17 protein-coding genes are annotated in these 20,938 nt (G+C 66.3%); 10 read left to right on the top strand and 7 right to left on the bottom strand.

The genetic code is table 11. The features are described from left to right. Positions 1–5 precede the first annotated feature (5 nt). A complete protein-coding gene (locus tag HHL13_RS00810) occupies positions 6–1,301 on the bottom strand; it encodes an MFS transporter (protein ID WP_169553892.1) in 1,296 nt (431 codons plus the stop codon). A 163-nt stretch (positions 1,302–1,464) separates the two neighbouring features. Between HHL13_RS00810 and HHL13_RS00815 the strand changes: the two genes are divergently transcribed. The 3 genes from HHL13_RS00815 (at position 1,465) to HHL13_RS00825 (ending at position 4,273) form a co-directional block, all read left to right on the top strand. Beyond that, positions 1,465–2,259, top strand: coding sequence for an IclR family transcriptional regulator C-terminal domain-containing protein (locus HHL13_RS00815; RefSeq protein WP_169553893.1), 795 nt, complete (start codon positions 1,465–1,467; stop codon positions 2,257–2,259). A 62-nt stretch (positions 2,260–2,321) separates the two neighbouring features. Beyond that, a complete protein-coding gene (locus HHL13_RS00820) occupies positions 2,322–2,933 on the top strand; it encodes a hypothetical protein (protein ID WP_169553894.1) in 612 nt (203 codons plus the stop codon). A gap of 71 nt (positions 2,934–3,004) precedes the next feature. Further along, positions 3,005–4,273, top strand: a complete 1,269-nt coding sequence (locus tag HHL13_RS00825; RefSeq protein WP_169553895.1) for a cytochrome P450 — start codon at positions 3,005–3,007, stop codon at positions 4,271–4,273. A gap of 11 nt (positions 4,274–4,284) precedes the next feature. Here HHL13_RS00825 and HHL13_RS00830 read toward each other — a convergent pair whose 3' ends face one another. Further along, entirely contained in the window at positions 4,285–5,070 is a 786-nt protein-coding gene (locus tag HHL13_RS00830; protein WP_169553896.1) for a citryl-CoA lyase, read from the bottom strand. Between the two features lie 128 nt (positions 5,071–5,198). Here HHL13_RS00830 and HHL13_RS00835 point away from each other — a divergent pair, with 128 nt between their 5' ends. The 7 genes from HHL13_RS00835 (at position 5,199) to hutC (ending at position 13,580) form a co-directional block, all read left to right on the top strand. Then, complete coding sequence (locus HHL13_RS00835) at positions 5,199–6,356, top strand: CoA transferase (protein ID WP_206376809.1); 1,158 nt, start codon at positions 5,199–5,201, stop codon at positions 6,354–6,356. Positions 6,357–6,387: 31 nt separating this feature from the next. Beyond that, positions 6,388–6,936, top strand: coding sequence for a VOC family protein (locus tag HHL13_RS00840; protein WP_169553897.1), 549 nt, complete (start codon positions 6,388–6,390; stop codon positions 6,934–6,936). A gap of 259 nt (positions 6,937–7,195) precedes the next feature. Next, positions 7,196–10,084 (top strand): TonB-dependent receptor, encoded by a 2,889-nt coding sequence (locus tag HHL13_RS00845; RefSeq protein ID WP_169553898.1) that lies wholly within the window; start codon positions 7,196–7,198, stop codon positions 10,082–10,084. Positions 10,085–10,147: 63 nt separating this feature from the next. Beyond that, positions 10,148–10,750 (top strand): NAD(P)H:quinone oxidoreductase, encoded by a 603-nt coding sequence (gene wrbA, locus HHL13_RS00850; protein WP_169553899.1) that lies wholly within the window; start codon positions 10,148–10,150, stop codon positions 10,748–10,750. Between the two features lie 12 nt (positions 10,751–10,762). After that, on the top strand, positions 10,763–11,602 hold the full coding sequence (locus tag HHL13_RS00855; protein ID WP_169553900.1) for an alpha/beta hydrolase: 840 nt from the start codon (positions 10,763–10,765) through the stop codon (positions 11,600–11,602). Then, positions 11,599–12,723 carry an epoxyalkane--coenzyme M transferase gene (locus HHL13_RS00860; protein WP_169553901.1) on the top strand — a complete coding sequence of 375 codons (1,125 nt, stop codon included), beginning with the start codon at positions 11,599–11,601 and terminating at the stop codon, positions 12,721–12,723. The genes HHL13_RS00855 and HHL13_RS00860 overlap by 4 nt, the downstream gene beginning before the upstream one ends. 113 nt (positions 12,724–12,836) lie before the next feature. Further along, the gene (gene hutC, locus HHL13_RS00865) at positions 12,837–13,580 is read left to right on the top strand and encodes a histidine utilization repressor (protein WP_169553902.1); all 744 of its coding nucleotides are present in this window, start codon (positions 12,837–12,839) and stop codon (positions 13,578–13,580) included. Here the strand turns inward: hutC and HHL13_RS00870 are convergent. The 5 genes from HHL13_RS00870 to HHL13_RS00890 form a co-directional block, all read right to left on the bottom strand. Beyond that, complete coding sequence (locus tag HHL13_RS00870) at positions 13,577–14,296, bottom strand: PepSY domain-containing protein (RefSeq protein ID WP_240953585.1); 720 nt, start codon at positions 14,294–14,296, stop codon at positions 13,577–13,579. The two genes, hutC and HHL13_RS00870, sit on opposite strands and share 4 nt — an antisense overlap. Continuing rightward, a complete protein-coding gene (locus HHL13_RS00875) occupies positions 14,296–15,003 on the bottom strand; it encodes a PepSY domain-containing protein (protein WP_169553903.1) in 708 nt (235 codons plus the stop codon). The genes HHL13_RS00870 and HHL13_RS00875 overlap by 1 nt, the downstream gene beginning before the upstream one ends. Before the next feature lie 3 nt (positions 15,004–15,006). Further along, positions 15,007–17,706 (bottom strand): TonB-dependent receptor, encoded by a 2,700-nt coding sequence (locus HHL13_RS00880; protein WP_169553904.1) that lies wholly within the window; start codon positions 17,704–17,706, stop codon positions 15,007–15,009. Positions 17,707–18,095: 389 nt separating this feature from the next. Further along, positions 18,096–19,142 carry a copper resistance protein B gene (locus HHL13_RS00885; RefSeq protein ID WP_169553905.1) on the bottom strand — a complete coding sequence of 349 codons (1,047 nt, stop codon included), beginning with the start codon at positions 19,140–19,142 and terminating at the stop codon, positions 18,096–18,098. Continuing rightward, positions 19,139–20,902 (bottom strand): copper resistance system multicopper oxidase, encoded by a 1,764-nt coding sequence (locus HHL13_RS00890; protein WP_169553906.1) that lies wholly within the window; start codon positions 20,900–20,902, stop codon positions 19,139–19,141. The genes HHL13_RS00885 and HHL13_RS00890 overlap by 4 nt, the downstream gene beginning before the upstream one ends. Positions 20,903–20,938: the final 36 nt, after the last annotated feature.

A 20,938-nucleotide genomic window follows, 5' to 3' on the forward strand; every position in this document is an offset into this window, starting at 1 on the left:
CCGGGTCATGCAGCCGCGGGCAGGGGCGCGGTCCGCTCGACGGGGTTGCGCCAGCAAGAAACATAGAGCGCGAGGATCGCCGAGATGCTGGCCAGCGCAGCGATCAGGAAGCTCCAGCGATAGCCGGTCTGCGGATCGAACGCCCAGCCGGCCAGTGCGGGCACCGACATGCCGGCAGCGGCCTGAAGCAGGAAGATGACGCTCGCGGCCTTGGCGAAGCCCCGCGCGCCGAAGCGGTGGGCGATCGTCGCCGGCTGGCAGACGATGGCGCCGCCCAGACCGATGCCGACCAGCGCGGAATAGAGGATCAGGCCGGGACCTTCGACCGCGAACGCCGCCACCGCGAGGCCAAGGGCAGAAGGCACGAGCAGGGCTGCCCAAAGTCGCGCCGGATTGATCCGGTCGCCGAGCCAGCCGACCAGCGCCTTCGCCGCCACGCCGGTGAAAGCGTAGAGCGCAAGGCCGGTGCCGACCGCCGCCTGGGTGTGGCCCTTGTCCAGCGCGTTCGCCGCGCCGTGGGCCAGCACCAGACTGAGGCCGCCGGTGATCACCGCGGAAGCGAACACGACGGCCCAGAAATCGGGACGCGCGAGGATGTCGCCCAGCGTTATCGGCCGCACCTGCGCGGCTGCCGATGCGGCATGTTCGGGCGGCGCGGCGTCGCCGTCGGGATATTGGCCGACATCGGCGGGCTGCTCGCGCACCAGCGCTGCTGCCAGCAGCGTGGCGACCGCGCCGAAGCCGGCGACGAGCCACCAGCCCGATCGCCATCCGGCCCCGGATTCGCCGATGAGCATGGTGAGGGTCGGTGCGACGAACACGCCGCCCACCGCCGAGGCGGTGAGCATGATGGCATAGGCGAGCGCGCGGCGTCGCACGAACCAGCGCGGGATGGCTGTCTGAGCGGTCAGGTTGCCGCCGGACGCCACCGCGAAACCGATCACCAGACCGAAGCAGATCGTAGCCGACAGCGGGGTCGAGACGATCGTCGCCATCGCAAGGGAACCGCCGGTCAGCATCGCGTTGCCCAGCGTGAGGGTCCAACGGATGCCGATCCTGCCGATCATCGCGGCGACCAGCGGCGAACTGAGGCCGATGACGCCGAAATAGACCGAGAAGGGCATCCCCATCTGCTCGCGCGTGAAGCCCAGATCGCGCGCCATCGCGGTGTTGAGCAGCGATCCGCCGGTCATCGGAAACGCCAGATTGGCGACGAGGATGAACCAGAATACCGCGAGAAGGATCCAGCCATAGAACAGGCGCGGCGCATCGACGACGGCATGGGGGGTACGCGATTGCAACAAGGCGCCGATCCTCTCATACGCCGCTTTGGAGTGCTCGCGCGGCTTGATTTCGATTATCGAACAATATTTCGCAAAGCGCAATGGATGACCGATTGCCAATCCGGCAATGTTGTCCGAAGCATTGCACGCGAAGCAGAGAGATCGCTGGGAGGACGTCGGATTGGCTGAAGAGCGCAAGGAGGGGATGGGGGGTCTCGCCAAGGGGCTGGATGTGCTGCTGGCATTCGGCGAGGGGCGGCCCGAACTGACGCTCAGCGAAGTGGCGGAGCGGACCCAGCTGGCGCCGGCGACCGCGCGCCGCTGCCTGCTGACCTTGCAGGACGAAGGCTATGTCGGTCATGGCGACCGGCGCTTCTTCCTGCTGCCCAAGGTGCTCAAGCTGAGCGCGGCGTTCCTCGAAGCGCTGGACATCGAGCGGATGACCCTGCCGCATCTGACCGCGCTGGCGAACCAGACCGGCGACGCGGCGGCGATCACCACGCTTCAGGGCCGCGACGTCGTCTATCTCGCCCGCTCGTCGGCCCGCGCGCTGATGCGGCTGGAGGCGCATGTCGGCAGCCGCTTTCCGGCCTTTTGCACCGCGACCGGCCGGGTGCTGCTCGCCGACCGGAGCGACGAGGAGATCGACGCCTATCTTCAGGGTGCGCTGCCGGCGCTGACCGAAGAGACCGTCACCGATCCGGCAAAGCTGAAGAAGCTGATCCTGGCGGCGCGCAAGGATGGGTATGCGGTGGTCGAGGACGAGCTGGCCTATGGCGTGATTTCGCTCGCCGTGCCGCTGTTCGACCAGCACGGGCGGGTCGTCGCCGCGCTGAACAGCTCGGGACATTCCAAGCGGATCGACAAGAAGCGGATCGTCGCGGAGCGGCTGGAAATGGTGCGCGAGCATGGCGCGCGGATTTCCGCGGAATTCCGTCAGGTGCCGCAGGTCAGCCGGATGCTCAGCGACGACTGACCTCGACAGATGTCGCATAACGAAATATGTTTCGATGATCGAAATATATTTGGAGAGCGACGATGCGGCATCACCTGTTCCTGGCACTGAGTGATCCGACACCGCATCGCGACGACGAGTTCCATCGCTGGTACGACGCCCACCACCTTCAGGATGTGGTCGATTTCTGTCCCGGATTCGTGCGGGGGCGGCGATACTGGCGGGACGGGGCCCGGCAGGCCGAGGGTCAGCCCGCATGGCGGAGCCTTGCCATCTATGATCTCGAGGCGGACGATGTCGCCGCGCTGCACGCCCGCGTCTCGGAGAATGTCAGCCGCTTCACCCCGTCCGGCGGGGTCTTCGCGCCGGACCATGCCGCATGGGTCTATACGCCGGTAGATGGCGGCGCGACTCCGTCGTTCGCGGAGGGGGGCGACGGCGAGCGCGTGGTGCTGCTCGCCTTTTTCGACGCGATGCCCGCCGGCAATGCGGTGCTCGAGCGCAACCCCGACCAGCGCCGCGGCGAATCCCCCGCCTGGCCTTACCTCGTCGTGCGCGACGTGCCGGCGAGCGACGCCGGGGAGCAGGTCGAGCGCATCGTGGTCGAGCAGCGGCCATCCGCCTTGTGGATCTTCCGCTCGCGGGGCGGGCTGCATGTGACCGACGCCGAAAAGGCGGCTTCGCTCGCCGGTTGACCCGAGCCGCGCCTGCCTGTATTTCTTATAACGAATAATATTTCGATATACGAAATAATCGGGAGAGTGAAATGACCGTCGATTGCACCGAGCGCCCGCTCGTACAGGATGTGAACGACTGGCTGGCGCTGCGTCCCGATGCGCCGCTGGACCGCTGGGGTGTTTATGCCCGGCTGCGCAACGAAGCGCCGATGTTCCAGATGGGCGACATCTATTTCCTGTCGCGCCATGCCGATTGTTCGGCGGTGCTGCGCGATCATCGCAATTTCGCCAGCGGGTTCGATCCGGAGGGCGAGCGGGTGCAGGCAGTGATGCGCGGCCTCGATCCCGAGCGGCGCGCGAAATATCAGGAAGTGCTCGAGCATCAGCTGCGCTGGCTCACGTCCAGCAATGGCGAGAAGCATGTCGCGTTGCGCACGCTGGCCACGCGCGTCTTCTCCATGCGAGCGATCGAGGACATGCGCGCGCGGGTGCAGCGCGAAGTGGACGAGCGGCTGGAGGAGCTGGCCTCGCGCGACAGCGTCGAGATCATTTCCGAATTCGCCTACCAGCTTCCGCTGACGATCATCTCGGAAATGCTCGATATTCCCGAAGACGTGCGCGAGAGCATCCACACGTCATGGCAGAGCATGGTCAAGCTGATCGGCAATCCGCCCGAGCAGGTGCCGCTGGTGATCGACGAGGTCCATGCCGGGATGCGCGAACTGGAATCGCGGCTGAAGCATACGTTCGACCTGCGGCGCGGGCAGCAGACGACCGACCTGCTCAAGCGGATGCTGGAAGCGCAGGAGGATCAGGGCGGCGCGCTGTCTGAAAAGGATGTGATGGGCATCGTCGCCCAGATGGTGATCGCGGGGCACCAGACGACGCAGGACACGATCGGCAACGCCCTGCTGGAACTGTTCACCCACCGCGAGCAATGGGACGCGATCCGCGCGGACCCGGAGCTGATCCCGAACGCGGTCGAGGAGATCCTGCGCTATCGCACGCCGGGCCAGATGGTCTCGCGCAACGCCCAGGCCGACATGCAGGTCGGCGAACATTTCATCCCCGCCGGGAGCCGGGTGACCTGCCTGCTCGGTTCGGCCAATCGCGACGCCGAGGTGTTTCCGGAGCCAGACCGGTTCGACATCACCCGCGCGAACGCCCGCCAGCATCTGGCGTTTTCGTCCGGGGTGCATTTCTGCCTGGGCGCGTCGCTGTCGCGGATGGAAGTCTCGATCTTCCTCAAGAGCTTTTCGCAGCGCTTTCCGGACGCGCATCTCGAGACGCGCAACCCGGAATGGCTGGCCAACAGCTTCCTGTTGGGGCTGGAGGAACTGCGCGTGCGCCTTCGCTGAAGGCGGCTGGGTCAGTCCGCTTTCGCGCCGTCGCAGTCGATTGCGGCGGCGGCGGCGCCCGACAGGATGAAGCCGATCGGCTGCGTCGTTTCTTCCTGCAGATGCCCGATCAGTCCCGCCGTGCGTGCGAGCAGGGAAATGCCTTTGAGCGCCGCGAGCGGGAAGCCCGCATCGAGCATCACCCCGGCGATCGCACCGTTGACGTTGATGGGCAGCGATCGCCCGATCGCTTCGGGCAGCGCCGCCGAGACGGTGTCGAGCATTGCGCAATGCGCGCCGGCCATGCCCTGTTCGCGGGCGATCGCGATCAGGCGATGCGCGCGCGGATCGCCGCCGGCATGTTGGGGATGGCCGAGGCCTGGGACGGCGAGCCGCTGCGCGCGCAGTTCGGCGATGGCGGCACGCGCCGCGGCTTCGGGCGACGACGCCCCGCTTGCCGCGACGCAGGAGGCGAGGAACTGGCCGGCCTTCTCCGCACTGCCCAGGACGACCGAACCGCATCCCAGCAGCCCGGCGGCGACCGCGCCCTGCATGGCTTCGGGGGCAGCGGCATAGGTCATGCGCGCGGCGACGACGCTGGGCACCAGGCCATGTTCGGCGATCGCGGTCAGCACCGCGTCGGCCATCACGCGTTGCGGCGGGGTCGGCAGCGTGCCGGTGACCAGCAGCCAGAAATAGCTGGTGAAATCGACCTTGCCGATCACCTCGCTGCACAGGTCGAGGCCGCGCACGGTGATGGTTTCGGCGTCCGAGGTGCAGATCGCCGAGAAGGGTTTGTCCTGTTTTCCGATGCGCATCGTCGTCCGATCACTTTTTTCGTTTTGCGAAGTTGTAACCGCTATCCGAAAAGTGTAGCAGGCTGTCAAGGCAAGGCGCGGTGCGCCGAGTTGCCAGAAACCAGACCGCAGCGGCCTGGCCGGGGAGAATGATGCCAAAACCGCTTCACGATATTACCGTCCTCGAAATGGGCACCTTCATCACCGGTCCGGCGACCGGAATGCTCCTCGCGGACATGGGGGCGCGAGTGATCAAGGTGGAGCGCCCGGACGGTGGCGATCCGTTTCGCGCCTATCAGGGGTCGCTCTACGCCCCGCATTTCCAGACCTATAATCGCAACAAAGAGTCGATCACGCTCAACACGCGCGAGCCGGAGGATCTGGCGGCGCTGGACGCGCTGGTTCGCGACGCCGATGTGTTCATCCAGAATTTCCGGCCCGGCGTGGCCGAGCGGCTTGGCGTGTCGGCGGAGCGGCTGCGGGCGATCAACCCGCGGCTGATCTATTGCTCGATCTCCGGCTTCGGGCCCGACGGTCCCGACCGCGACCGGCCCGCGTTCGACACGGTGGCACAGGCGGCGAGCGGATTCCTGCGCCTGCTGGTCAATCCCGCGCATCCGCGCGTGGTAGGGCCGGCGATCGCGGATTCGCTGACCGGTTTCTACGCGGCCTATGGCGTGATCTCGGCGCTGTACGAGCGTGCGAAGACGGGCAAGGGACGGCTGGTCGAGACGTCGATGTTCGAAGCGATGTGCCACTTCAACCTTGACGACTTTACGCATCTTCTCTCCGCCGGCGAAGTGATGGGGCCGCATAGTAGGCCGCACGTGTCGCAATCCTATGTGTTCCAGTGCGCCGATGGGCTGTGGCTGGCGCTGCACATGTCGTCGCCGCCGAAATTCTGGGAGAATCTCGCCGCGGCAGTGGGCGAGGCGGACCTGTTGCAGCGGCCCGGTTTCGAATCGCGCGATGCGCGCATCACCCATTACGAACAGGTGGTGGAGCAGCTCGCTCCGCTGTTCGCGGCGCATCCGCGCGACTGGTGGACCGAGCGCCTCGCGAAGCACGAAGTGCCGCATTCGCCGGTGCTCGATTCGAGCGAAGTGATCGACAGCGCGCAGGCGAAGCATCTGGGAATCGTCATCGAAGGCGAGGGGCCGGAAGGGAGATTCCGCACGATCCGGTCACCGATCAGTTTCGACGGCCAGCATGACGAAGCGGTCGTCGCGCCGCCCGTGCTGGGTCAGGACAACGATGCTATTCTGCAACGAACGAACATAAAAAGAGTGGTTTCCGCGGGCGAATAGCCCGGGTCGCCGAAGAGGGAAGGATGATGGAATGACGAAGACGCTGCCGGGCCGGCTTCACCACACGGCCTATGTCACCAAGGATCTGGAAGCGACGCGGGCCTTTTACGAGGACGTGATCGGGCTGCCGCTGGTCGCGACCTATTGCGAGGCCGACGAGCTGTTCGGCAAGGAACGCGTCTATTGCCACTGCTTTTTCGAGCTGGCCGACGGCAGCGCGCTGGCCTTCTTCCAGTTCGCCGATCCGGCCGATCAGGCCGAGTTCGGGCCGGAAATGCCGCAGTCGCCCTTCCATCACATCGCGCTGCACGTCGACGCCGAGACTCAGGCGGCGCTGGAGCAGCGGATCGCCGAGCGCGGCATCCGCGAGCCGGACACCTATGTGCTCGAGCATGGCTATTGCCGCTCGGTCTATATCAAGGATCCCAACGGCATGATCCTGGAGTTCACCTACGACGCGCCCGCCGCGCTCGAAGGAGACGCAGAGCGTCGCGCGACGGCCCATGCCGAGCTGCGCCGCTGGCTGGCGGGCGATCACAGCAACAACAACCAGTTCCGCGCCGGAGCACACGCGGCCTGAGCGCCGCAGCGGCGCGCGAGTAGAAAAGGAAGCGCGTTCAACGGACGCCGGGAGCGATCCCGGCGCGCCGGACGGCTGCCCACGCCCGTGACGCGGACGGGCGCCGGCCCCGCTCAAGCCGCCAAATCGCCCGTTGCATCGAATAGGTAACAATGATAGCAATTCGTTTATCGAAGCAGATTTCGATATACGAAATTTAGAAAAAGCCTGACCGGGTCGTCGAATATCGCCGGGGACAGCGCAAAAAATGGGAGGTTGTATGAAGGGAAAAATCACTTCCATCCGGCTACGGATGCTGTGCGGCGCGGCGTGCCTGATCGCGCTGGCCCCGGTCGCTGCGCAGGCGCAGGACGCGCCTGCCGAGACCCCGGCCGAAACCGACGATACGCAGACCGCAGCCGATCCGGGTAACGCGATCGTCGTGACCGGATCGCGCATCGTTCGTGACGGCTATCAGGCGCCGACCCCGGTGACGGTCGCCACGTCGGACGATCTGCTTAAGGCGGCCCCGGCGAGCATCCCGGACGGCCTCAACAAGCTGCCCCAGTTCGTCGGCTCGGCGGGTCCCAACCGCAGCTCGACCACCTTCGCGACGCCCAATCACGGCAATATCCTCAATCTGCGCGGTCTGGGCGGCATCCGCACGCTGATCCTGATCGACGGCGTGCGCGCATCGCCCTCGACCTATCTCGGCACCGTCAATGTCGACCTGTTCCCGCAACTGCTGACCCAGCGCGTCGACATCGTCACGGCGGGTGCATCGGCATCCTATGGCTCGGACGCGGTCGCCGGCGTGGTGAACTTCGTCCTCGATACCAAGTTCAACGGCGTAAAGGGCGTCGCGCAGGCGGGCATTTCCGGCCGTGGCGACAATGCGACCAACCGGCTGGGCCTGGCCGGCGGGTTCAACCTGACCGATCGCGTCCATGTGTTGCTCAGCTACGAGCATATCCAGAGCGACGGCTATCTGGTCAGCGACCGGCCCGAACTGGCGCAGCAGGGCATCGCGGTGGGATCGGTGATCGGCGGCGGCGCGCCGGGATCGGCATCCAATCCGCTGCACTTCGTGACCGGCGCTCGCTATAATTTCGCCAGCTTCGGCGGCCTGGTCAGCACCGGGCCGTTCGCCAACACGGTGTTCCTCAACGGCCCGAACAATTACCGGACCGCGATTGCGGGTACGCCGACCGGCTCGACGGGCTTCTTCACCGGCAACAGCGATTATTATTATGCGCCGGGCAGCGTGTCGGCGAGCGCGGCGACGAAGAGCGACTCGGTGTTCGGCCGCATCGATTTCGAAGCGACCGACGATGTCACGATCTTCGCGCAGTTCATGGGTGCCAAGTCCGACATCAGCTATAACTCGCTGCCCAACCTGCTGCTGACCCCGGCGATCTTCAGCGGCAACGCGTTCCTGCCCGCGCCGCTGCAAACCCAGTTGACCAACACCGGCACGGCTTCATTCACGCTGCGCAAGCTGTTTGACGAATTCGGCCCGATCACCGGCTATGAGACGATCTACAATTGGCAGGCGATCGCGGGCGCCAAGGGGCGCATCGGCGGCTTCGACTGGAACCTCGCTTACTCGCGGGGCAGCACGATCTTCAAGTTCCGCCAGCCGGGCCAGTTCGAACAGACCAAGCTCGCGGCGGCGCTGGACGCGGTGTTCGACGGCAGCGGTAACATCGTCTGCCGTCCGACGCTGAGCGCCGACCCGGCGGTGCGCGCGCGCTATGCCGGGTGCGTTCCGCTCAATCCGTTCGGCTATGGTTCGGCATCCGCGGCTGCGCGCGATTATGTGATGGGCACCTCGACCTACCGGGCCGAGATGATCACCGACAATGTCGTGTTCGGCGTGTCGGGCGATCTGTTCGAGCTTCCCGCGGGGCCCCTGTCGATCGCGGTGGGCGGCGAGTATCGCGAGCAGAGCCTGAAGCTGACCTCGAACTCCGATCCCGCCGTGTTGCAGGACAATACCGGCCTGCGCGGCCTGGCGGCGAACGCGACGCGTTTCTACCTGACCAACACCGGCATCGCGAACGGTTCGAGCAACGTGAAGGAAGTGTTCGGCGAAATCGCGATCCCCGTGCTGAAGGATACGCCGTTCTTCCAGTCGCTCGATCTGAGCGCGGCGATCCGTTATGCCGATTACAGCACCAGCGGCGGCGTCACGACGTGGAAGCTGGGCGGCATCTGGGCGCCGACCGACGGCCTGAAGTTCCGTGCGACGCGATCGCGCGACATCCGCGCGCCAACCCTGTTCGATCTGTTCGCCGGGGCGCAGTTCATCCAGACCGCGACGCTCGATCCGCACACCAACACCAACGGATCCTATTTCCAGCGGTCGAGCGGCAATTCCGCGCTGAAGCCGGAAGTGGCGGATACGCTGAGCATCGGCCTGGTGGCGCAGCCGGCGTTCCTGCCGGGGTTCGCGCTGTCGGTCGACGCGTACAAGATCCGGATCAACGGTGCGATCTCGACGCTGAGCGCGGCGCAGATCCTGCAGGACTGCGAGGATAGCGGCGGAACGGCGCCGTCCTGCGCGGCGATCACGCGGCCCTTGCCCTTCTCCGACCGGACCGCGGCCAATTTCCCGACCGAAGTGCGCGTCGCGGGCGTCAACATCTCGACGATCGAGACGCAGGGGATCGATTTCGATGCGTCGTACCGCACGAACATCGGCGAGGATCGCCTCGCGCTGCGTCTCTATGCGACGTACGTGCATCGCTATCGCACCCGCCTGAGCGGCAACCAGCCGGTGATCGAATATGCCGGTTACAGCACGCTGGGCGGCCGTTCGGACACGACGATCCCCAACTTCAAGGGCAGCTTCAGCGTCAGCTACGAAGCGAAGAATTTCGGGATCTTCGTCCAGGAAGGCTTGATCGGCCGGATCCGGATGGGACCGACTTTGCGCTATGCCGAGGAGGATCTGCCGCCGGTGTTGAATACCGACGTCACGCTGACGCTGCGTCCCGAGATGATCCGTGGACGGGGTGAGTTCTTCCTGACGGTGAACAACCTGTTCGATCGGACCCCGCCGCAATTCTATGTGAACACGGTGCCGGGGCTCGGCGCGGGAACGCTTATCAACCTGTACGATACCACCGGGCGGCAGTTCACCGCCGGGGTTCGCTTCAACTTCTGATCCGCAGGGCGGCGCCGTGGGCATGAGTCCACGGCGCCGCTTTGCAACTGACAAGGAATTCCAATGCCACGCGTCCTGATCCTCTATTATTCCAGCTACGGGCATATCGAGACGCTGGCGCAGGCGATCGCGCAGGGCGTAGCAGAGGTTCCGGGCGCGGAAGCGGTGGTGAAGCGCGTGCCCGAACTGGTGCCAGAGGAAGTGTGCAAGGCATCGGGCATCAAGACCGATCAGGCTGCACCCTTTGCCGATCCAAACGAGCTTGGCGATTATGACGCGATCATCGTCGGCACGCCGACGCGGTTCGGCAACATGGCGGCGCAGATGCGCAATTTCCTCGACCAGACCGGCGGGCTGTGGATGCGCGGCGCGCTGGTCGGCAAGGTGGGCAGCGCCTTCACTTCGACCGCGAGCCAGCATGGCGGGCAGGAGACCACGCTGATTTCGACTCAGGTGACGCTGATGCATCACGGCATGGTGATCGTCGGGCTGCCCTATAGCTGGCCGGGCAATGCGCAGATGAAGGAGATCAGCGGCGGGACGCCCTATGGAATCTCGACCATCGCCGATGCAGACGGGTCGCGGCAGCCCAGCGAGAATGAGCTGGAGGGCGCGCGCTTCCAGGGACGGCACGTCGCACAGATCGCGGCGAAGCTGGCCGCCTGACCGCGACCCGGCATGTACTGCGCCCGCGTATCCGAGGCAGCGACAGCGGCATTTGGCGGCACGTTTAGCGATGTTCCCGTGCCGGGCGGGGCGATACGCGTCGAGACGCTGGGGCACGGCTGGCCGGTCCTGCTGCTGCACGGCTGGACGCTGGACCGCCGCGTCTGGATACCGCAGGCTCTGGCACTCGCCGATCGATACCGGATCGTGGCGCTCGACCGGCGCGGCAATGGCGGCTCTTCCGCCCCACCCGACATGACGCGCGAGACGGATGACATTCTCGCGTTGGCGGACCAGCTGAACCTTGGCCGCTTTGCCGTGGTCGGCATGTCGCAGGGCGCGCGGGTGGCGATGCGGTTCGCGATCGATCATCCCGAACGGGTGAGTGCACTGATCGTGCAGGGCGCGCCGCTTTCCGATCTGCCGGGCGAGGCGGAGGATGAGCCGCCGGTCGCCCGGATGGCGGCGCTGGCCGGCGCGCGGAAGATCGCGGAGATGCGTGAGCTGTGGCGCGATCATCCGCTGATGCAGGTGAGCGGGGACGCGGCGAAGTGGCTCGATCCGATCGCCGCCGACTATGCCGGACGGGATCTGGGCGCGCGGGCCGCGCTCGATGTGACGCAGGCCGATTGCGCGCGGATTTCCGCGCCGATACTCGCGATCACCGGCGCGAACGAACCGGCGAGCCGCCACCGGGTCGCTCGGGCGCTGGAGCGCATTGCGGGGGCCGAGCGGCTCGACATTCCGGGCTGCGGCCATCTGTGCAATCTCGAGCGGCCGGACATCTATAACGCAGCGCTTGCCGCCTTTATCGCGGCGCATGACGGGTCAAATTCGGGGACGGTGAGATGACGCAGAAATTCCTGACGACCCATACCGGCAGCCTGCCGCGCCCCGAGGCGCTGATGCGGATGATGTTCGCGCAGGGCGAAGGCGTTCCGGTCGATGCCGATGCGCTTGACGCAGCAGTCGATGCGGCCGTTGCGGAAATGGTGGCGAAGCAGGTTGCGGCGGGAATCGATATTCTGGGCGACGGCGAGATGTCGAAGCCAAGCTATGCCACCTATATCAAGGATCGCCTGCACGGCTTTGGCGGCGAAGGCGGCAGCTACGCGTTTCAGGATCTGGATGAATATCCGGGCACGCGCGACAAGGTTTTCGGCGATGCCGGGCGGTCGCGACGGCGCGCGCCGGCGTGCAACGGGCCGATCAGTGTCAAGGACATGGAAGCGCCGCGGATCGACGCCGAACGCCTTGTCGCCAGGGCGGAGGGGCGGCAGGTCTTCATGAGCGCGGCGTCGCCGGGCGTGACGGCCCTGTTCTTCCCGAACGACCATTATCGCGATCACGAGGAATATCTGTTCGCGATCGCGGAGGCGCTGCGCCACGAATATGAGACGATCGCGGCGGCGGGCATCACATTGCAGGTCGATTGCCCCGATCTGGCGATGGGGCGGCATGTTCAATATACCGACCTGGAGCTGCCGGAATTCCGCAAGCGCATCGGCATGCACATCGCGGCGCTGAACCATGCGCTGGCCAATATCCCGGCCGAGCTGCTGCGGATGCATCTGTGCTGGGGCAATTATCCCGGGCCGCATCATTGCGACGTGCCGCTGGCCGACATCATCGATCTGGTATGGACAGCCAAGCCGGCGACGATCCTGTTCGAAGCGGCGAACCCGCGCCACGCGCATGAGTTCACGCTGTTCGAGGAGGTCGGCGTGCCCGAGGGCAAAATCCTGTGCCCCGGGCTGATCGAGCCGCAATCGACCTATATCGAGCATCCCGAACTGATCGCGCAGCGCATCGGCCGCTATGCCGATCTGGTCGGTCGCGAGCGCGTGATCGGCGGCGTGGATTGTGGGTTCAGCATCCATGTCGGGAGCGGGGGGCTCGATCCCGCCGTCGTCTGGGCGAAGCTGGCCGCACTGGCGGAAGGCGCGGCGATCGCGACGCGCCGCTACTGGTGAGGTGCGGTCGGCGCCGTCGCGCCTGACGACGCGCCGCGAGGGGAGGTTTGCCGTGGCGCAATCGGCGACAGCTGTATAGACAAGTTCCCGGGGCAACTGACGGGGAACGGGTTTTGACGGCGCAGGAAGCGGACGCGGAGGCCGGGCAGGGCCTGCCTCGCTATGTCGAGATCAAGCGCCATATCGTTTCCGCCCTGCGGTCCGGGCATCTCGGGCCGGGCGACCGGGTGCCGTCCGAAGCCGAGATCGTGGAGCAGTTCGGCGTGTCGCGGATGACCGCGAACCGGGCGCTGCGCGAGCTGAGCAGCGCGGGGATCATCGTGCGGCGCGCGGGGGCCGGTTCGTACATCGCCGAGCCGAAGCCGATCGGCCACATGATCGAGATCCGCAACATCGCCGACGAAATCCGCGTGCGGGGCCACAGCTATCGTCCGCGCGTCCTGTGCAACGAAACGCTGCGGGCCGACCCCGATTTCGCCGAATTGCTGGGCGTGCGCGCGGGAACGCGGATTTTCCACAGCATGATCGTGCATCACGAGGCGGAGTTTCCGATCCAGCTCGAGAAGCGGCTGGTGCTCGCCGCTGCGGCGCCCGATTATGGCGCCATCGATTTCCACACGGTCACGCCGAACGAGTATCTGACGCGCGTGGCGCCGCTCGATCGCGTCGAGCATCGCGTTGCCGCGACGATGCCCGATCCGGAGACGCAGGCGCTGCTGGGCATGAGCGCCAACGTGCCGGTGCTGGTGATGACCCGCCGGACCTGGAGCCGCGGGCAACTGGTGTCGCACGCGTGGCTGACCCATCCGGCGGACCGGTACGAACTGACGGCGACCTTCGCGGTGGACGCCGGCTAGGCGGGCTCGCCCCGCTTGCGGCGGCGCAGCCAGCGGAAGTCCGCCGCCCTGAAGCTCTTGAACAGCAGGTAGAAGCCCGTTCCCGACAGCCAGAGCGTGCCGAAGGCGACGAAGATGATCAGCGGGTGATTGAAGCTGGCGCGCCCGACATAATCCATGTTGTGGAGCATCCAGAAAAAGTCCCAGGTGCGCCACGTGTCGCCGCGGGTCACGAGATGGCGCCCGGTCGTGGCCGAGACATAGGCGCTGCTATGTTCGGCATCGTCGAAATCCACGCGCCACATCGGGCCGGTATGATCGCGGGCTTCGAGATTGGCGTTGGCGAGCCGGGTGGTCTTCAGGACGCGCGCGACGATCCCGTGCGCGGCGATTTCGGTCGCGAGGCCCTGATCGATCTCGATCCGGTCGCCGGTGGTCGCGTCGAACAGGCGGGTCCCGGCGGCGTCGCGGATCTCATAGACCGGCCGCCCGGCAAGATCGCGCACCGCCAGCGCCTCGGCCGTGCCGCCCGTTGCCAGCCGCGTGGGATCGATCAGCCCTTCGGTCTGGAGCGGCATGACATGGGGCGCGGCCCCGTCATGACCGCCCACGGCGTCGGAATCGAGCGCGGCCATCATCGCGCCGCTGAGCGCCCAGAGGAGGAATTGCAGGCCGAGGATCAGGCCCACCCATTTGTGGATCCGCCGGAACAGGAGCGGCGAGAGACGGATGCGCATCAGCGCGCCTTTCGTTTGCGGCGGGGGAAGGACCAGAAGAGCAGCCATGCGCCGGATAGGCCCATCGCCAGCGCCGACCATGTCGCCACGCGCAGCAGCGGATTGTTGACGTCGGTGCGCGTCTTGTAATCCATGATGTGGAGCATCCAGGCGACGTCGAACGCGCGCCACAGCAGGTGCCGCTTGGCGAGCAGCTCGCCGGTGGCGGGCGAGATATAGAGCGTCGGCCGGTTCCATCCCGCGAACTCGACCTGCCAATAGGGCGGGGGCCGCGACCCCATTTCCTGTTCGCGCGTGGTCAGCAGGGTGGTGCCGACAATCTCGCCGCTGCCCGCATATTGGGTGCGGGCGATCCGCCGCGCTTCATCGGCGGTAAGTGCGGGCAGGAGCGCGCCGGTCGTGGCGTCGAAGGCGAGGACGCCGTCCTTGCCCTGCGCGCGCCAGATCCGGCGGCCGAGCCGCTGTTGCAGCCGCAACTCGGTCAGCCCCGGCGTCTGGGCCGCGATCCTGGCCGGCGCGACCGCACCGGCCAAGGGTAACGGCGCCGGCGCGACCGGCCGCACGAGATGATCGCCGTGGATCGTATCGATATGGACGACCACCATGTAGAAGCCGGTGGCGGTCCACAGCACGACCTGGATGCCGACGAAGAGCGCCAGCCATTTGTGCGTGCGGCGGACGAACAGCGGCCAGCGGATCTTCGCCATCGATCAGAACGCCGTCCGGAAGCTGGCGTAGAAGCGGCGGCGCATCAGATCATAGGTCATGGTATCGGTATTGCCGTCGGTGAAGCTCGGAATATAAGGCGCCGCCGTATCGAACAGATTGTCGATGCCGAGCGAGAAGCGCGTCCTGCCATCCACATCGAACGCCAGCTGGACATTGTGATAGAAAGTGTCCGGCGTGCGATAGCCGATCGCGGTGGGCGCGGCGTTGAAATCGGTGGCGGTGCCGATCCACTGGGTCGACCAGGTGAAGCCGATCGCGTCGCGCTTCGCGGTCAGCACGCCATAGCCGCGCCACTTGGGATAGCCGCCATTGCCGCCGCCGATATGGCCGTCGAAGATGATCGGCGCGCCGCCCGGGAAGGGCTGGATCACATAGCGATCGAGATAGGTGACGTTGAGATCGGCGGTCAGCTGAAGCTGGCCGATGCGATGGCTATAGACCAGGCCGAGATCGAGCCCGCTCATCTCTTCGCGGCCGGTGTTGATCGGCTGGGCGGAGAGATAGGTGACTTCGCCGGTCAGCGCGCTGCGGCGGAAATCGCCGCAGAAGGGATGCGACAGGCCGCTGCTGGCATAGCAGATGCCGAGCTTGGTCGATCCCGGGATCGCGCGGATCGCGCCGGTGATGTCGATATCGAACCAGTCGGCGGTCAGCGTCAGGCCGGGCAGGATCCCGCGCGGCTGCAGCACGGTGCCGACGGTCCAGCTGGTCGAGGATTCGGGCTGGAGGTTCTGGTTGCCGCCCACCGTGGTGAGGATCGTCGTGCCAAGCTGGACATAGCCCGCCGGGACGCCCGAGGCCTGGCAATTGGCGATCAGCGTCGCGTTGCCGCTGGTCGAATAGCGGCTGCACGGATCGGTGGTCGTCAGATTGCCTTCGGACACGCCGCCGAACAGTTCGGGGACGTTTGGCACGCGGAAGCCGGTGCCATAGGTGCCGCGGACGCGAACGCCCTCGACGATCGTCCAGTCGGCGCTGATCTTGTAGTTCCAGTCGCTGCCGAACAGGTCATAGTCCGAATAGCGGATCGCGCCGTCGATGGTGAGCGACTGGAAGAAGGGCGTGCCCGACAGCAGCGGAACCGACAGCTCGGCATAGGCTTCCTTCGCCGTGGTGGTGCCCGAGATCGGCGACTGCTGGTTGGTGTTGGCGATGCCCGCGACCGTCAGGGGATCGGGATTGCGCCATCCCTTTTCGCGCCGGTACGAGACGCCGGCGGCGAAGGACACCGAACCGGCGGGAAGCCGGAACAGGTCGCCGTTCATATCTGCGGTCAGCGAGAGCAGCGCGTTGCCGCCACGATCGCGGGTGGTGACGAGGATATAGTCGAGCACGGCGGGCGTCAGATCGCCGAAGCCGAGATAGTCGGCGCAGGGAATGGCCGCGCCGGGAGTGAAGCTGCACCGGCTGGTGTCGAGGCTGTATCCCACGCGCTGGAGATTGGCGACGTTGGTCGAACCGTCCACGGCGGTGTTGCGGCCATAGGCGCCGGCCACTTCCCACGCCCATCCGTTGCCCAGCTTGCCGCGCAGGCCGAGCGTGCCCTGCCAGGTATCGGTGCGCTGGAAGAACTGGCGCGGGCCGGGTTCGGCGAGGCGGCGCTGGACCAGCACGATATTCTGTCCGGTCGGGTTGGTGGGATTGGCGGCGGAGATGGAGAGATTGCGCAATGTGCCCGGCGTCGCGATCTGATCGGACCGGCGATGCGTGTACAGCGCTTCGCCGAACAGCTCGACCGGACCCAGATCATAGTCCGCGAACACGCCGGTGCTGATGCGCTCGATCGGGTTGACCGCATTGAGGAAGGGATTCGAATTGAAGTTGTGCTTGGCCGCGCTGTACGGCTCGTAGAAATTGCCGTTGCCGCCGACCACCTGGTTGAAGTTGATCTGCTGGCCATTGGGCAGCACGGCGCGGCCGCCGATCGTCGAGGCGCTGTTGACGCAGGCGAGCTTGCCCGGCGTGGTCTCGGACAGCGAGCAGGGCGCGCGTGAGGCCATGTTGACGGGCTCGGTCTTCTGATAGGTCGCCGCGATCAGGATGCCGCCGCGGTCGCCGCGCATTCCCCACATGCCGTCGATCGAATAGTCGCCGCCGTCGCCGCGTTCGGTGATCCCGCTGCGCGCGCTGAACGCGAAGCCGTTCACATCGGTTCGCGTCACCAGATTGACCACGCCCGCCATCGCGTCCGCGCCGTAGATGGCCGAGGCGCCGTCCTTGAGCACTTCGGCGCGAGCGAGCGCGACCACGGGGATCATGTTCAGATCGGGCGAGGAATTGGCGCCGGTGCCGCCGGCCACGAGGCGGCGATTGTTGAGCAGCACGAGCGTGCGCTTGATGCCGAGGCCGCGCAGATTGACCTGCGCGGTGCCATAGCCGTTGCCGGTCCAATAGGCAGAGCTCTGGTTGCCGGCGAACCCGGCATTGGCAGGGAGGCGCTGAAGCAGCGTCTCGACATTGACGATGCCGGTATTCTCGATCTGCTCGGACGAGACGACCGTGGCGGGGCCGACTCCGGCGATGTCCTGGCGGCGGATGCGGCTGCCGGTGACGAGGATCTCGCCCGGCGCTTCGGCGGGTTCGGCCTGGGTGCCGGGTTCGTCTTGCGTGGCAGTCTGCGCCATTGCCGGCGCGATCGGTGAAAGCATCGTCGCTGCGAGCAGGATCCGAGCGGTCTTCATCTTGGCCCCCTATTGTTCTTGGCTAGTCCCGAGGCTGGAAGAGAGACCAATTGTATATACAGGTCAATCAAAAATAACGAATAAAATCAAAATGTTAAATCAATATATCGCAAATGCAGCCCCACTTATTACGCAATTGCGACAGCCACCCCTCACCGAAACGAGATTTTCCGCGCTGGCTGTCCCGGCGAGCGCCGCTGCGAGCCCTTGCGCATCGATCTTGCAGGCGGACAAGGGAACGGCCGGAGCGGCGGGGGATCCGCCGCTCCGGCCGTTGGCGTCCGGGAATGCCGCATTCGACCGGGGCGATTCGATCGCGGTCCCGGCCGTGCGACCTCGAGGGGCGGACACCCCGCGGACGCCGGAAGACTGGCCTGCCGACCCGGTCGCTAGAACCAGGTCCGGACGCCGACGACGAAGCTGACGCCGCCGGTGTCCTCGCCGCGCGCGCGGGCGAAGTCGGCGGTCCGGCCGAAGCTGCGTTCCCACGACACGCCGATATAGGGCGCGAACTCGCGCACTTCCTCGTAGCGCAGCCGCAGCCCGAGTTCGGCGTTGGAAAGGCCCGCGCCGATCCCGTTGGCGGGCATGTCCTGCGCGGAGAGATTGATCGCGAAGCGCGGCTGGATCACCAGATTCTGCGTGATCCGCTGGTCGTAGCTGCCCTCGGCACGGGCAAGGAGATCGCCCTTGTCCGACAGGAACAGGCTGCCCTCCAGCTCGAACCAGTACGGCGCGAGGCCTTCGATCGCGAGGGTGGCGTAGGTCCGGCGCGGACCGGGGCCGAAATCCTGCCGGACACCGGCCTGCAGGTTCCAATAGGGATCGAGCGCGCGGCTGTAGAGCGCCTGGATTTCCGCGCCCTCGAGGCCGTGGCGGAATACGCCTTCGCCTTCGGACTTGAGCCACAGCCGGTTGAGGTCCCCGCCATACCAGGCTTCGCCCTGCCAGCGATAGCCGGTGTCGCCGGAGCGGACATGCACCTCGGCCATTTCGATCATTACCTTGGTGAAGGTGCCGTCGCCATGTTCGCGCCGCACGTTGCGTTCGGACTCGGCCATCGCTTCGGCGCCCCAGTAGCGATCGGCGGCGCGGCCGGGCTCGGGGGCCGGGGCGGTGGCGTCGCCCGGCGGCAGATCGGTTCCGCTGAGCGGCTTTCCGTCCTGAGCCGCCTCGCCGGTCATGACATGGCCCGCGTGCGGATCGGCCGAGGGGGCCGGAGCGGGCATCGCGTGACCGGCATGGGGATCCGCAGGCGCCGGCGCGGGCGTTGCCGGGCGGTGTCCGGCGTGAGGATCGGCGGGCTTCGCGGGTGCCGGTGTCGGCGCTGGCGCCGGTGCGGCCGTGCCGGGCATGGCGTGGCCCGAATGATCCTGCGCCGTGGCGGGCAGGGCAAGGACGAACGGTGCGATGCCGATCAGGAAGCGCGCCTTCATGCTGCGTCTCCCCCGAGCGGGCGGACCTGGACGACCTGCATCATCCCGGCGTGCATGTGGTAGAGGAGGTGGCAATGGAACGCCCAGTCGCCCGGCTCGGCGGTGAAATCCCAGCTCACCTTGCCGCCGGGAAGCACGTTCACCGTATGCTTGCGCGGCGAATGATCGCCATGACCGGTCACCAGTTCGAAGAAATGACCGTGCAGGTGGATCGGATGCGCCATCATCGTGTCGTTGACGAGGGTGACCCGCACCCGCTCGCCTTTCTCGAAGGGCAAAGGCGCCTTCACTTCGGAGAATTTCTCGCCGTCGAACGCCCACATGAAGCGCTCCATGTTGCCGGTCAGGTGGATCTCCAGCTCGCGGCCGGGCGCGCGCACATCCGGGTTGCGATCGAGCGCGACCAGATCGCGATAGGTGAGCACCTTGTGCCCCGCATCTTCCAGCCCCTGGCCCGGTTCGCCGGTGCGGTCGACCGGCATGGGCGAGATCGTCTGCACGCCGGGGCCCATCTTCACCTGCGGCGCGTTCGCCGGGTCGCGCATCTTCATGCCCGAATGGCCCTCGCCGGCGGCGGGCGCGTCATGGTTCATGCCGGGCATCGCGCTATGGTCCATCCCGTCCATACCGCCCGAGCCATGATCCATGTCGCCCATGCCCATGTCCTTCATGTTCGCGACCGGGCGCTTGCGCAGCGGCGGAACCTCGGCGTTCATGCCCGCGCGAGGCGCCAGCGTGGCGCGCGCCATGCCCGAACGGTCGACGGCTTCGGAGACGAGCGTGTAGGCGCGGTCCTCCGGAGTCACGATCACGTCATAGGTCTCCGCGACCGTGATCTGGAATTCGTCGACCTCGACCGGGCGGACGTTCAGCCCGTCGGACTGGACGATGGTCAGCTTCAGACCCGGAATGCGCACGTTGAAGATCGTCATCGCCGACGCATTGACGAAGCGCAGCCGCACCCGCTCGCCGGGCTGGAACAGCGCGGTCCAGTTGTCCTGCGGACCATGACCGTTGGTCAGATAGGTATAGGTCGATCCGGTGACGTCCGAGATATCGGTCGGGTCCATCCGCATCGCGCCCCATTCGGCACGGTCCTTTTGCGGCAGGTCCTCGCCCTTGAGCAGTCCCGAGAGCGTCTGTTTCTGGCGATTGAAATAGCCCGGCTGCTGCTTGAGCTTCGCGAAGATGCGGTGCGGGTGCATCGCGCTATAGTCGGACAGCACCACGACATGCTCGCGATCGAAGCGGACCGGATCGGCGTCCTTCGGATCGATCACGATCGGCCCGTAATGGCCCATCTGCTCCTGCAGCCCCGAATGGCTGTGATACCAGTAGGTGCCGGCCTGAACGATCGGGAATTCATAGGTGAAGCTCGATCGCGGCTTGATGCCGGGGAAGGAGACGCCGGGCACACCGTCCATATGGAAGGGCAGGATCAGGCCGTGCCAATGGATCGAGCTGTCCTCGTCCAGCGTGTTCTCGACATGGAGCCGCACATTCTGCCCCTCGCGCAGCCGGATCAGCGGGCCTGGAACCGTGCCGTTGATCCCGATCGCATGGCTCTCGCGGCCGTCGATCCGGATCATCTGATGGGCGATGCGCAGCCGGATGTCCTCGCCCGAAACCTCGGGCAGCGGCGCGGGGATGCCGGGCGAATGCGTCTGCGCCCAGGCGGGCAGCCAGGCAGCGGTCGCCATTCCGCCCCCGGCCATCATCGAACCACGCAACAACTGACGGCGATCGAACATGCTTGTCATCCTGCTCCTCTGGGCGAGCTCCTGCTCATCAGGGTT

The organism is Sphingomonas sp. G-3-2-10 (genome assembly GCF_012927115.1).
Lineage (GTDB): Bacteria > Pseudomonadota > Alphaproteobacteria > Sphingomonadales > Sphingomonadaceae > Sphingomonas.

Excerpts from the sequence above, each read along its gene's own strand:
- wrbA (WP_169553899.1), top strand. The coding sequence starts at position 10,148 with ATGCCACGCGTCCTGATCCTCTATTATTCCAGCTACGGGCATATCGAG.
- HHL13_RS00840 (WP_169553897.1), top strand. The coding sequence starts at position 6,388 with ATGACGAAGACGCTGCCGGGCCGGCTTCACCACACGGCCTATGTCACC.
- HHL13_RS00830 (WP_169553896.1), bottom strand. The coding sequence starts at position 5,070 with ATGCGCATCGGAAAACAGGACAAACCCTTCTCGGCGATCTGCACCTCG.
- HHL13_RS00855 (WP_169553900.1), top strand. The coding sequence starts at position 10,763 with ATGTACTGCGCCCGCGTATCCGAGGCAGCGACAGCGGCATTTGGCGGC.
- HHL13_RS00875 (WP_169553903.1), bottom strand. The coding sequence starts at position 15,003 with ATGGCGAAGATCCGCTGGCCGCTGTTCGTCCGCCGCACGCACAAATGG.
- HHL13_RS00885 (WP_169553905.1), bottom strand. The coding sequence starts at position 19,142 with ATGAAGGCGCGCTTCCTGATCGGCATCGCACCGTTCGTCCTTGCCCTG.
- HHL13_RS00845 (WP_169553898.1), top strand. The coding sequence starts at position 7,196 with ATGAAGGGAAAAATCACTTCCATCCGGCTACGGATGCTGTGCGGCGCG.
- HHL13_RS00820 (WP_169553894.1), top strand. The coding sequence starts at position 2,322 with ATGCGGCATCACCTGTTCCTGGCACTGAGTGATCCGACACCGCATCGC.
- HHL13_RS00825 (WP_169553895.1), top strand. The coding sequence starts at position 3,005 with ATGACCGTCGATTGCACCGAGCGCCCGCTCGTACAGGATGTGAACGAC.
- HHL13_RS00890 (WP_169553906.1), bottom strand. The coding sequence starts at position 20,902 with ATGACAAGCATGTTCGATCGCCGTCAGTTGTTGCGTGGTTCGATGATG.
- HHL13_RS00870 (WP_240953585.1), bottom strand. The coding sequence starts at position 14,296 with ATGCGCATCCGTCTCTCGCCGCTCCTGTTCCGGCGGATCCACAAATGG.
- HHL13_RS00860 (WP_169553901.1), top strand. The coding sequence starts at position 11,599 with ATGACGCAGAAATTCCTGACGACCCATACCGGCAGCCTGCCGCGCCCC.
- HHL13_RS00880 (WP_169553904.1), bottom strand. The coding sequence starts at position 17,706 with ATGAAGACCGCTCGGATCCTGCTCGCAGCGACGATGCTTTCACCGATC.
- HHL13_RS00835 (WP_206376809.1), top strand. The coding sequence starts at position 5,199 with ATGATGCCAAAACCGCTTCACGATATTACCGTCCTCGAAATGGGCACC.